We start from the raw sequence: 12,245 nt of genomic DNA, 5'->3' as shown, positions 1-12,245 counted from the left end.
TACGGCGAGCGGCGACGACGAACCGGTGAAGGCGCCCGGCCGCCGTGCTCAGGGCCCTCGGAGGCGGGGCCGTTCGCAGGAGGGGCCTCTCAGAGACAAGTCGCGCCGCCCGTCCGGAAGCCCCGGAGCGGCGGAGGGAAACGGAGGATCGATGTACGCGCTCGCCCCCCACATACGCCAGGTGGAAACCGACTACGGACTGGTGCTCCTCGACGAGGTGCGAGGTGAGTACTTCAACCTCAACCCCAGCGGGTCGACCGTGCTGAGGACGCTGCTGACCTCAGGGGATCCGGCCCATGCCGTCAAGGCCCTGCTGGAGGAGTTCTCCGTCGACCAGGCGGTGGCCGAGGCCGACGTCGCCGACGTCATGAACGAGATGATCTCCACGGGGATCCTCGTGCCGGCGGGCGGGCCCGTCTGAGATGTCCGGTGCCGGAAGCCGAGGAGCCGGGGCCGGACAGGGGAGTCGAAAAAGCGGGAGCCCGCTTGGGAGGGGGCGGTGACCGCACCGGCTCCGGCGAGGCCACGGGGGTCGATCCGGCGGCTCGCCGGGCAGTGCCTGCGACATCCGTTCGCTGCGGCCCTCGTCGCCGTCTCGTCACTGCTGATCATCGCGTTGGGCGCGGTCGGCCCGCTCGTCGCCAGGGCCGTGGTCGACGACGCGGTCGCGGGCCGGGGCGCGGCGACGGGCGTCGTCCTGGGCGTGCTGCTCGGCCTGGCCGCCCTGCGTTTCGCCGGTTCGTTCCTCTCCCAGTACGCCACCGAGACGCTGGCCCTGGGAGTGCAGCACGATCTGCGGCGCGAGGTGTTCGAGTCGGTGCAGCGGCTGGACGGCGTCAGGCAGGACGGCCTGCGCACCGGCCAGGTGGTCTCGCGGGCGATCGTCGACCTCCAGGCCGTGCAGCGCTTCCTCACCGAGGCGACGGCGATCGCCGGGGCACTGGCCATGGGGGTCTTCGCGCTGGGGGCGATGGCCTTCCTGTCGGCGCCGCTGACCCTCGTCGCCGTCCTGGTCTTCGCCCTCATGGCGGTGGTGACCCTGCGCACCGGCAGGGTCCTGCTTCCCGCGACCTGGTCGGCCAGGGAGCGCGCGAGCGACATCGTGCAGCACGTCGCGGAGCGGGTGGCCGGAATCCGCGTGGTCACGGGCTTCGGGCAGGAGTCCCGCGAGGTCGGCAGGTTCAGGGGGCTGGCGCTCCGGCTGTTCGCCGAGCAGCTCCGGGTGGCCACGCTCAGGGCGCGTTCCGTCGTCCTGCTGGCCGGGCTGCCCGGTCTCGCGCAGGTCGCCCTGCTCGGGCTCGGAGGCTGGCTCGTCATGAACGGGACGCTGAGCCTCGGCACGTTCCTGGCGTTCTCCAGCTACTGCGCCTCGCTGGCCGGCCCGGCGGGGGCGCTCGGGCAACTCGTCCTCACCGTCCAGACGGGGCGCGTCGCGGCCGACCGGATCTACGAGATCGTGGACGCCAATCCCGTGGTCGTCGAGGCGGCCGATCCCCGGGACCTGCCGGAGGGGCCGCTCGCGGTGCGGCTGGAACGGGTGTCCTTCGGCTACTCGCGCCAGGAGCCGGTGCTGCGCGACGTCACGTTGACCGTCGAGCCAGGCGAGACGCTGGCGATCGTCGGCGCCACCGGTTCCGGCAAGTCGACGCTGTCGCTGCTGCTGCCCCGCTTCTACGACGTCCACGCGGGCTCGGTCGGCCTCGGTCCCCCCGGAGCCGAGACGGACGTCAGACAGCTGCGGCTGCGCGACCTGCGCTCGGCCGTCGGGATCGTCTTCGAGGAGCCGTTCCTGTTCTCCGACACCATCAGGGCCAACATCGCCTACGGCCTGCCGGGCGCGACGGACGCGGCCGTCGAGGCCGCGGCGCGGAAGGCCGCGGCGCACGACTTCGTCGCCGCCCTCCCGCACGGCTACGACACGGTGGTCGGCGACCGTGGAATCACCCTGTCCGGCGGCCAGCGGCAACGGGTCGCCCTGGCCCGCGCCCTGCTGTCCGAGCCCAGGGTGCTCGTCATGGACGACGCCACCTCCGCCCTCGACAACAGGACGGAGGCTGCCGTCCACGCCGCTCTCAGGGACGTGACCGGGGAGCGCACCACCCTCCTCATCGCGCGCCGCCGCTCCACCCTCGCCCTCGCCGACCGGATCGCGGTGCTGGACCGGGGGCGTGTGGTCGACGTCGGAACCCGGCGGGAGCTGGAGGCCCGCTGCCCGCTGTTCACCTCGTTGCTGGCCGGTCCCGGGGAGGAGCTCGGACGGTCCTCCGGCGCCCCCGTGACGACCGCGGAACCGTTCCGCGGGAACGGAGGCGTCCCGGGGGCGCGGCGTGGCGGCGAGGTCGCGGGCGGCGGATTCACCCCGGGGCTGTGGCCCGCGGAGGAGGCGGGCGCAGGCCCTGGCCCCGACACCGGCGTCGGGGGCGCGCCGCCATGGGCGGTGTCGTTGCCGCCCGCGGACGCGGAGCCCAGGCTGCCGCCCGGCCTGGACGTCGAAGCCCCCGACGGGGAGCCCGGGGTCGGCGGCGTGGTCGGACCGGTTCGCCGGCCGCTCGCCGTCGGCGCCGCCCTCATGGTTCTGGGCGGCCTGGCCTCCATCGCGCTGCCGACCCTGATCCGTCACGGCGTGGACCAGGGGGTCTCCACGGGGTCGGCGCCGGTGCTCTGGGCCGCGAGCGGCGTCGCGCTGCTGGCCGTGCTGGTCAGCAGCCTGTCCGTCGCGGGCCAGACGGTGGTCACGGCGCGCGCGGGGGAGACCGTGCTCTACCTGCTGCGGGTGCGGAGTTTCGCCCACCTGCAGAGGCTCGGGCTCGACTACCACGAGCACCAGCGGGCGGGACAGATCATGACGAGGATGACCTCCGACGTGGAGGCCCTGTCCGCGTTCGTGACGACCGGCCTGGCCACCGCGCTGGTGGAGACCCTCACGCTGCTGGGCGTCGCCGTGACGCTGGTGCTCGCCGACCCCTCCCTCGCGCTGGTCGCCTTTGCCGTGCTGCCGCCTCTCGTCATGGCGGTCCTGGTCTACCGTCGCTTCTCCGCGGCCGCGTACGCCGAGGCCAGGGAGCGCGACGGCGCGGTCAACGCCGAGCTGCAGGAGGGCGTCTCCGGACTTCGGGTCGCCCAGGCGCACGGCGCGGAGGAGCGCTCGGCGCGCCGGTTCTCCCAGCGCAGCGACGCCTACCGGCGTTCCCGGCTCAGGGCGGGAAGGCACCTCGCGCTGTTCTCCCCGACCGTCGCCCTGCTCTTCGACGTCGCCTACGCGGCCGTGCTGGCAGCGGGCTCGCTCAGGGTGGCCGACGGGGAGATGACGGTCGGGGTGCTCCTGGCCTTCCTGCTCTATCTCACCCGGCTGTTCTCCCCGGTCCAGCAGCTGTCCACGGCGCTCGACTCCTACCAGCAGGCCTCGGTCGGGATGCGGCGCGTCGCCGAGCTCCTGCGCACCCGCCCGTCCGTGGCCGCCCCCGAGCGCCCCGTCCGGGTCCCCGCCAGGCTGCGCGGCGAGATAGAGCTCTCGCACGTCACCTTCCGCTATCCGGGCTCGCGACGGCCCGCGCTCCGCGACGTCTCGCTGCGCATCGAGGCGGGGGAGACGGTCGCCGTCGTCGGGGCGACGGGGGCGGGCAAGTCGACCCTGGTCAAGCTGATCGCCAGGTTCTACGACCCGGAGGAGGGGCGGGTGCTGGTCGACGGCGTCGATCTGCGTCGTTACCCGCCCTCACGGTACCGGCGGCGTCTCGGCGTCGTGCCCCAGGAACCCTCCCTGTTCACCGGCGACCTCGCCAGCAACATCGCCTACCCCAGGCCGGACGCCGGGCCCGCCGAGATCGAGGAGGCCGCCCGCAGGGTCGACGCCCTGGCCTTGGCGGCGTCCCTGCCCCTGGGCTTCAGGCAACCGGTCGGCGAGCACGGCAGGGGGCTCTCCGCGGGCCAGCAACAGCTCGTCGCGCTGGCACGCGCGGAACTCGCCGACCCCGACATCCTGCTGCTCGACGAGGCGACCGCCGCGCTCGACCCCCTGGCCGAGGCGGCGGTGCTCGCGGCCAGGGAACGCCTCACCAGGCGGCGCACGACCGTCGTCGTGGCGCACCGCCTGGCCACCGCCGCCAGGGCCGACCGCGTCCTGGTGCTGCACGGAGGCCGGATCGTGGAGGACGGCGGGCACGAGCACCTGCTGGCCATGGGAGGTCGTTACGCCCGTCTGTGGTCCGCGGGCTGATGTCTCACCTGTTTCGTCCGCCGGGACGTTCACCCATTCGACTCTGCTCGACCGACTCATCACCGCCCTGTCCAGGCACAGGGCGGAGACGGGCCCCCGGCGTCGGCGGGGGGTTCACGACCGACACGGCGGAAGCGGGAAGAGGGAGGGCCGGTGCCCCGGCGAGAGCGTCCACTGAACACGGACTCCGGTGACGCCCGGCTTCTCCGGTTCGCGGCGGATCTCCGGCTGTTGCGGAAGAAGGCGGGTGACCCCACCTACCGGCAACTCGCCAGGCGCGCGCACTACTCGGCGGGCACCCTGTCCGAGGCGGCCGGCGGCAGGAAGCTGCCCAGCCTCGCGGTCACCCTCGCCTACGTGCGCGGCTGTGACGGTGACGTCACGGCGTGGGAGGAACGGTGGCGCGAGCTCAGCGCCCACCCCACGGCAGGCGCCCGGAAGGGGGAGGGCGAGAGCGGGAACGGGACCGAGGCGACGGCCGATCCGGCCTCGCCGTACGTCGGCCTGGCCGCCTTCCAGGCGGAGGACGCCCCGAGGTTCTTCGGACGCGAACGGATCATGGAGGAGCTCCTGTCCCGGATCACGGAGCGGCGGATCGTCGTGCTGCTCGGCGCGTCGGGGGCGGGCAAGTCGTCACTGCTGCGCGCGGGCCTGCTCGCCCGGGTCCGGGTCGGCGAACGCCCCTGGCTCCCGGTGCTGTTCACGCCGGGAGCACTGCCGCTCGAGGAGCTCGCGCTCCGCCTCCTGCCCACGGGCGCCACGCTCGCCGACCTTCACACGGAGCTCGCGGGCGACCCCCGAGGCCTTCACCGGTTCGTGCGCCAGGCGCTGATCGGGCAGCCGCAGGAGACCGAGATGCTGATCATCGTGGACCAGTTCGAGGAGGTCTTCACCCTCTGCGAGGACCAGGAGGAACGCGCCCGGTTCATCGACCTGCTCCTCACCGCCGTGCGGAGCAGGACCAGCAGGTGCCGGGTGGTCATGGGGGTCCGCGCCGACTTCTACGCCCACTGCACCACGCATCCGCTGCTGCTCGAGGCGTTGAGCGAGGTCCAGGTCCCGCTCGGGCCCATGACGGCCGACGAGCTGCGGCAGGCGATCGTGCGGCCCGCCACGCACGCCGGATGCATGGTCGAGGGGGCACTGGTCTCCCGGCTGGTCGCCGACGCCGCCGGACAGCCGGGTGTGTTGCCGCTGGTCTCCCACGCCCTGCTCGAGACCTAGTCCAGACGCAGGGGCAACACCCTCACCCTGGCGGGATACGAGGCCGCGGGAGGCCTCGACGGCGCCGTCGCCAAAACGGCGGAGCACGCCTACACGCTCCTGAACCACACGCGGCGACGGCTGGCGCGGCAGATCTTCCTGCGGCTCACCGCTCTTGGGGACGGGGCCCAGGACACCAAACGCCGCGTCCGCCGTCACCAGCTGTGCCACGACGACCCCGAGGTCGCCGTCGTCCTCGAACACCTCGCGGGGAACAGGCTGGTCACCCTTGACCGCGACAGCGTCGAGGTCAGCCACGAGGCGCTCATCCGCTCCTGGCCGCGCCTGCGGGACTGGCTCGCCGAGGACCGAGAGGGCCTGCGCACCCACCACCGGCTCACCGAGGCGACCGAGGCGTGGGAGTCCCTGCAGCGGGACCCGGGATCGCTCTACCGCGGCGCCCGTCTCGGCATCACCCGTGACTGGGCCGAACGCGGCGACGCCGTGCTGAGCCAGCGGGAGCGGGAGTTCCTCCAGGCCAGCGTCGACGCCGAGGCCCACGAGCAGGAGGTCGAGCGTCGCCGTACCCGGCGGTTGAGAGGGCTCGTCGTGCTTCTCGGTGTCCTGCTCCTCGCGGCGGGCGTGGCGACGGGGTACGCGCTGCGGGCCCGGGGGGCCGCCGCGGAACAGCGCGACGTCGGTTCCTCCCGGAGGGCCGCGGACCAGGCCGTCTCCCTCAGGGCGGCGAACCCGCCGCCTGCGGGGTCGCTCGGCCAGGCCGCCTACCGGCTCGGGGCGGCCGCCGAGGCGCGGGACACGACCGCGGGACATTACAGATAGCAATCAACGGGCTACACAATGGTAAGGATCCGGTGGTGCCGCCGGTGGGCCGTCGTCTACTGGGAGAACATCGCCTCTGCCGTACGAGTAGGGGGAGTTCGTGAAAAGGGTTGTCGGGGCTGTCGCGGGCATCGGGATGCTGGCCGTCGCCGTCGGCGCGCCTCAGGGAGCGGCGGCGCAGGGGCGGGACGAACTCGTCTGGGGGCCCTGTGACAAACCGGATAAGGGCGCGCTGGTCGAGAACGTGCTGCCCAAACCCGCCGCGGCCGCCGTGCCCACGGTCGAGTGCGCCTCCGTGCGGGTGCCGCTCGACTACGCCAACCCGTACCAGACCATCAGCCTGGCCCTGAACCGGATCAGGGGGAAGGCCTCGCGCGACCACAACCACCTGGGCGTGCTGCTGGTCAACCCCGGAGGGCCGGGAGCGTCGGGCCTGGAGCTGGCCAAGCAGGTCGCCGCCCAGCTCCCCGCGGGACTCGCCGACCGGTTCGACGTGATCGGTTTCGACCCGCGCGGCGTCGGCGACAGCGAGCCCGCGGTCCGATGCGTGGACCCCGGCAAGTACTACGCCCCGCCCCGTCCGGACAACGTGCCGGACAACCCCAGGGAGGAGGCGGTGCTCCTCGGCAGGGCCCGGCAGTACGCCGCGGCGTGTGAGAACCGGTGGGGCTGGATGCTGCCGCACCTGACCACGGAGAACGCCGCCAGGGACATGGACGAGATCAGGGCGGCGCTGGGCGAGCCCAGGATCAGCTACCTGGGCTACTCCTACGGCACCTACCTCGGCGCGGTCTACGCCACCCTCTTCCCCGACCGGGTGAAGCGGCTGGTCCTGGACAGTGTGGTCGACCCCACGGGCGTCTGGTACGGCACGAACCTCGCCCAGGACGTCGCCTTCAACCGGCGGCACCAGGACTTCCTGCGGTGGACGGCGCGCAACAACGCCGCCTACAAGCTCGGCGGCACCGGCAAGGCGGTGTCCTTCGCGTGGTACGCCATGCGTGAGCGCCTGCGCGCCCGCCCCGCGGGCGGGGTGATCGGCCCCAGCGAGCTCGACGACATCTACACCGTCGGCGGCTACACCGACGTCGTGTGGCCGCAGCTCGCCAGGGCGTTCTCCGCCTACGTCAAGAAGGGGGACACCAACCCGCTGCTCGGGGTCTACCGCAGGTACGCCGAGAACGACGCGAAGGACGAGAACGGTTACGCCGTCTACCTGGGAGTGCAGTGCCGCGACGTCGCCTGGCCGCGTGACTGGGACAGGTGGCGGACGGACATGTCCAAGCTGCACGCCAAAGCCCCCTTCCTCACCTGGCCGAACGCCTGGTACAACGCGCCGTGCGCCTTCTGGCCCGAGCAGGGCGGAACCCCGGTGAGGCTCCAGGACAGCGAGAAGCTGCCGCCGGTCATGCTCATCCAGTCCGAGCGCGACGCCGCCACGCCGTACGTCGGGGCGCTGCGCGTGCGCAGGCTGTTCGGCGGCTCCCGGCTGCTGACCGTGCCGGGAGGCAACCACGGGGTGGCCTTCGGGGGGAACCGCTGCGTCGACCGTCACCTGGCCGCCTACCTCAAGGACGGAACGCTCTTCGGCCCGGCCGTCCGCTCCCAGGACGGCCCGGACGCCCGCTGTGGAGGAAACCCCGAGCCGCCGCCCTCCGCCCGCCTGGGAACGAGGACCGATCAGGGTAGATGACAGGCTCTGTGTTGGTTCCTGCCAAAATCGTGGGGGTCGCGTAGGCTGGGCGCGTGATGCTGCGCACAATGGCGTCGCGTGTGCTCGACGACAGCGATCGTGACGAGGTTCTGGCGCTTCTGGACGCCGATCCCGTCTCCAACGTTTTCGTCGCCTCCAGGGTCCGTGCCGTCGGACTCAGCCCGGCCAGGCTCGGCGGTCAGATGTGGGGGTTCGGTCCGCGCGGCGGTCTCGCCTCGCTCTGTTACGCCGGAGCGAACCTGGTCCCGGTGAACGCCGGTTCGGACGCCGTGCACGCCTTCGCCGAACGGGCCAGGAAGCAAGGCCGTCGTTGTTCCTCGATAGTCGGTCCCTCGGACGCCGTCGAACCGCTGTGGGAACGGCTCGAGCCCTACTGGGGCGCCGCCCGCGCGATCCGCTGGGCACAGCCGGTGATGGAGGCGACCGAACCCTCGCCGGTCCCGGCCGACCCCCTGGTCAGGCGGGTCCGGCCGGAGGAGTTCGAGATCCTGCTGCCCGCCTGCGTCGCCATGTTCACCGAGGAGGTCGGCGTCTCTCCCGAGGCGGGCGACGGCGGCGCCCTCTACCGTTCCCGGGTCGCCGAGCTGATCCGGATCGGCCGGTCGTACGCGCGGATCGAGAACGGCAGGGTCGTCTTCAAGGCCGAGATCGGGGCGGTGACGCCGCAGGCGTGCCAGGTCCAGGGCGTCTGGGTCCATCCCGACCTGCGCGGCCGGGGGCACGCCGTGGCGGGCATGGCCTCGGTGATCAAGCACGCGCTCGACTGCTTCGCGCCCGTGGTCTCGCTGTACGTCAACGACTACAACGCCCCCGCCAGGGCGGCGTACCGCAAGGCGGGGTTCAAAGAGGTCGGCACCTTCATGTCGGTGCTCTTCTGAGCCGTCGCCGTGCCGTCCGGGCCCCTCAGGGGCACGGAACGGGCAGGAGGCGGACAGGGGGCGGACACGGTGCGGCCAGGACGCGGGGCTAGAGGGTGCGGACCAGACGGGTCACCAGGTGCTCCAGCTCGGTTTCCGGGTCCGAGGTGAGGCCCGCGTGCACCGGACCCGTCTGCACGATCGTGCTGCGCGGAGCGGTCAGCCAGCGGAACCGGCTGCCGAGTGACTCCTCCGTCAGCGGCCCCTCCTCGCCGAGGCAGGAGCGCTGGTACGCGCCGAGCGCGTGCCGTACCCCGTCGAGGTCCGCGTGCGCGTCGAGCGCGCGCAGCCGTGCCTCGTCCAGCTCGACCCGGGCGCACAGGTAGTCACGCGGCTGGCAGTACAGCAGCACCCCCGCGTTGATCAGCTCGCCGCGCTCGACGCGGGGGATCACCCGGATCACGGCGTACTCGTAGACGTCTCTCACCGGTTGTCCCTCCAGAACGCGCCCACAGAGCCGGTCTTCCTCTCCTGCCTGGGCGCGGGCGAGGGCTCGGGCAGCCACGCGCGCGGGGCCTGGGCGCGGGCCAGCAGATGCTCGACGTACGCCTGCCGTACGGCCTCCGCCCCGTCGAACCCCGGCTCGTCCTCGAGCCACTCGTCGGGGACCTCGTCGACCACCCCGTCGAGGAAGTCTCTGGTGATCTTCCCGCTGAGCTCGGCGTCCGCCTCCGCGACACGGGTGGCGAAGGGGGCCAGCACATGGTCGCCCGCGTCGAAGGGGCGCTGCGGGTCGGCGGTCGGCCAGTTGTGGTGGAACCACAGGGCCGCGCCGTGGTCGATCAGCCAGGTCTCGCCGTGCCAGACGAGGAGGTTCGGGTTGCGCCAGCTCCGGTCCACGTTGTGGATCAGGGCGTCGAACCAGAGCAGCCGGGAGGCGAAATCGGGATCGGGAGGCCAGGTGAGCGGTTCGAAGCCGAGCGCGGCGGGCAGGAAGTCGACCGCCAGGTTGAGGCCCGCGCTGGCCCGGAGCAGGTCCTGGATCTCCTCGTCGGGCTCCCTGAGGCCGAGCTGCGGATCGACGTCGATCACCTTCAGCTCGGGGGTGCGGAAGCCGAGCCGCCTGGCGAGCTCGGCGGAGATGATCTCCGCGACGAGCACTCTGCGGCCCTGGCCCGCCCCGCGGAACTTCACGACGTAGGTACCGAGGTCATCGGCCTCGACCACCCCGGGAAGCGATCCGCCCTCTCTCAGGGGGGTCACGTAGCGGGTGGCCGTGATCTGTTCCAGCACTCCGCCAGGCTACCGGTTGATCCTGCCCGGGAGTCCGGCGGCGGACCGCCGGGGGCACGCCTTCCCGGGGCACGTCCTTTCCGGGAAGGCGTCGGCGGAGGCGGGCCTACACGGACACCCTCGCCCTGCGGCGTCCCTGGTAGCCGCGGTGAACCAGGACGTCGTCCCGCTCGGCGGGGGAGGGGACGGTGGGAGAGGACCCGGTGAGAGAGGGCGCGGTGGGAGAGGGCGGGACGGGGGAGGCGAGGACGGCCGTCTGGTCGGGGAAGCCGTGTCTGGCGCGGCCTGGGGGACGGGTCTGCGTGGTTCGCATGGTCGTGCTGACCACGGGTTCCGCCCTGCGGTGACGCCGCCCGCGCAGGGGGGCGTCCTGGACGAAGGTGGACGACTCGACCACCGGACGCTCGCGGAGGCGGCGCCTGCCCTGGTAGGGCAGGCGAGGACCGTCGTGCCGGAGGTGGCCGGCGCGGGTCTCCCCGGCGCGGGTCACGCTCGCCGGGGAGGCGGCCTCCTCGACGCGGGTCAGACTGGTCCTCGCCGCGGGGACGAGGTCCGAGGGACGCCTCTCCTCGGCCTCCCCGGTCCCGCCCTGACGGGACCGGGTCTCGTGGACGTGCGCCAGCGGGGCCGTGACCGAGGGGAAGTCGACGGCCGCGGCCGGTGCGAGCGTGGTCTCGGCGACGGTCTCCGCGGCGGTCGGGGCGGTGATCCGCAGGGCGGTCCCGCGCTCCTCGGCGAGGACGGGCGCGTTCCCGGTGATCCGGCGGCGGCCGGGGGCGCGGCGGCGGCCCGGAGCCCGCCGCGACGGGCGAGCGGGCGCGGCGGCCTCCGCGGCGAACGCGAGCCGCGTCTTCGACTGCTTGGTCCTGGCGTGGGCGATGATCGCCACCGCCGCCAGCAGGACCGGGGCCAGGATCGCGGGGCTGCCGAGCTGCGGGGCGTCCAGCGCCAGGTCGTGTCCCGTGGCGGCAGGGGCGGCGGCGACCGCGTTGGTGTCCGCGGTGGCGGGCTTGGCGTGCTTGCCGGTACGGCCCGCGGAGGTCTGGGGTGCCGCCGTTGTGACCTTGGGGGTCTCGGCGGTCTTCGCGGTGCCCTGAGAGGCGGTCTGGGCGGTCTTCTCGCGGCTCTCCGGAGCCCTGTTCCCCCCGGTGGACCCCGAGGAGGACTCGGTGGCCGGCTTGGCGTGCTTGGGGCCGGTTCTGACCTGGGCGGGCCTGGCGGGCGCTTCGCTCTCCCGCACCGGGGCGGGCGGGGGGACCATCGACAGCAGGCTGGGCCCCTGGGAGAGGGCCACCGAGTTGTTCACATGGGCGTCGGAGGTGACGATCTCCTGCTGCTGGGCCGCCTCCTTCTCGAGACGCGCCTTGATCTTCTCCGGATATCCGTACCCGACGACCTTGTCGGTGTCGCGCTTCTTGCGCTTGGCGACGCCGCCGTCGATGTTGCCCTCGATGGTGTGGATCGTCCTGCCTTCGACCTTGGTGACGATCCCGACGTGGTCGATGCCGTCGATCTTCTTCGAGCCGCTCCAGTCGAAGAAGACGATGGCCCCCGGCTCGGGGACGGTTCCCCAGGCGCCCTGCTGCTTGAACCACTTGGCGTGGCTGACGGTGTAGGCGAACTGGCCGATCCAGTCCTCGTATCCAAGCTTCTTGGCCGCCCACGACAGGTACATGTCGCACCAGGGGGCCGCCGTGTAGTCGGCGTCGAACTCGACGTTGCCGCCGTACCAGGCACCGAACTTGGTGTAGCCGCTGTCTCTCTCGGAATATCCGAGCTGGCTCTCCAGCAGTTCGATGTACTTGTGCATCTCAGGTGTCATTGGAAGTTTCGGGTCACCCTCCGACGGCCGTCGAAGCATGGTCGCGCCGCCCTCGCGACCTGGCCGCCGAAAGATGGGGGTTGAGCGATGGCGCGTTCACGGGGACCGATCAGAGGGACGATCGGGACTCGTGTGGCGGCACCATTGGTCAGTTGTCTTCCGTGACGAGGGAGGCTACCTCCCTTAAAGGGAAGGTCAAGACGGCCCGGGGCGCGTGTCTGGAAGCTCGCGGGCATACCGGGCGGCGAAAGCCGACGTCAGAGGCTTTTTCATGATTTTTCCACTGTAAACGCCTCAACG

8 protein-coding genes and 1 pseudogene are annotated in these 12,245 nt (G+C 72.5%); 6 read left to right on the top strand and 3 right to left on the bottom strand.

What is annotated here, in order from left to right; all coding sequences use genetic code 11:
• Positions 1–151 precede the first annotated feature (151 nt).
• The 6 genes and pseudogenes from PKF00_RS38600 (at position 152) to PKF00_RS38575 (ending at position 8,851) form a co-directional block, all read left to right on the top strand.
• Positions 152–421 carry a lasso peptide biosynthesis PqqD family chaperone gene (locus tag PKF00_RS38600; RefSeq protein WP_271222701.1) on the top strand — a complete coding sequence of 90 codons (270 nt, stop codon included), beginning with the start codon at positions 152–154 and terminating at the stop codon, positions 419–421.
• A gap of 78 nt (positions 422–499) precedes the next feature.
• Positions 500–4,216: an ABC transporter ATP-binding protein gene (locus PKF00_RS38595; protein WP_271222700.1), complete on the top strand. Its 3,717-nt coding sequence runs from the start codon at positions 500–502 to the stop codon at positions 4,214–4,216.
• Between the two features lie 153 nt (positions 4,217–4,369).
• Positions 4,370–5,848, top strand: a pseudogene (locus PKF00_RS38590) (nSTAND1 domain-containing NTPase); the annotation flags it as partial.
• A gap of 75 nt (positions 5,849–5,923) precedes the next feature.
• Positions 5,924–6,259 (top strand): hypothetical protein, encoded by a 336-nt coding sequence (locus PKF00_RS38585; RefSeq protein ID WP_271222698.1) that lies wholly within the window; start codon positions 5,924–5,926, stop codon positions 6,257–6,259.
• A 100-nt stretch (positions 6,260–6,359) separates the two neighbouring features.
• Entirely contained in the window at positions 6,360–7,952 is a 1,593-nt protein-coding gene (locus PKF00_RS38580) for an alpha/beta hydrolase (protein WP_271222697.1), read from the top strand.
• Positions 7,953–8,008: 56 nt separating this feature from the next.
• Positions 8,009–8,851 carry a GNAT family N-acetyltransferase gene (locus PKF00_RS38575; protein ID WP_271222730.1) on the top strand — a complete coding sequence of 281 codons (843 nt, stop codon included), beginning with the start codon at positions 8,009–8,011 and terminating at the stop codon, positions 8,849–8,851.
• A gap of 88 nt (positions 8,852–8,939) precedes the next feature.
• Here the strand turns inward: PKF00_RS38575 and PKF00_RS38570 are convergent, their stop codons facing one another.
• The 3 genes from PKF00_RS38570 to PKF00_RS38560 form a co-directional block, all read right to left on the bottom strand.
• Positions 8,940–9,317 carry a DUF3037 domain-containing protein gene (locus PKF00_RS38570; protein WP_271222696.1) on the bottom strand — a complete coding sequence of 126 codons (378 nt, stop codon included), beginning with the start codon at positions 9,315–9,317 and terminating at the stop codon, positions 8,940–8,942.
• Positions 9,314–10,123, bottom strand: a complete 810-nt coding sequence (locus PKF00_RS38565; protein WP_271222695.1) for a HipA family kinase — start codon at positions 10,121–10,123, stop codon at positions 9,314–9,316. Before PKF00_RS38565 ends, PKF00_RS38570 begins: the two co-directional genes overlap by 4 nt.
• A 106-nt stretch (positions 10,124–10,229) precedes the next feature.
• The gene (locus PKF00_RS38560) at positions 10,230–11,933 is read right to left on the bottom strand and encodes a CHAP domain-containing protein (RefSeq protein ID WP_271222694.1); all 1,704 of its coding nucleotides are present in this window, start codon (positions 11,931–11,933) and stop codon (positions 10,230–10,232) included.
• Positions 11,934–12,245 lie beyond the last annotated feature (312 nt).

Source organism: Streptosporangium carneum, from assembly GCF_027922005.1.
GTDB classification, from domain to species: domain Bacteria; phylum Actinomycetota; class Actinomycetes; order Streptosporangiales; family Streptosporangiaceae; genus Streptosporangium; species Streptosporangium carneum.
The sequence above is the reverse complement of the archived record's forward strand: the minus strand, read 5'-3'. Positions and strand labels throughout refer to the sequence as shown.

Coding starts and splice junctions, on each gene's coding strand:
- PKF00_RS38600 (WP_271222701.1), top strand. CDS start 152: ATGTACGCGCTCGCCCCCCACATACGCCAGGTGGAAACCGACTACGGA.
- PKF00_RS38575 (WP_271222730.1), top strand. CDS start 8,009: ATGCTGCGCACAATGGCGTCGCGTGTGCTCGACGACAGCGATCGTGAC.
- PKF00_RS38560 (WP_271222694.1), bottom strand. CDS start 11,933: ATGCACAAGTACATCGAACTGCTGGAGAGCCAGCTCGGATATTCCGAG.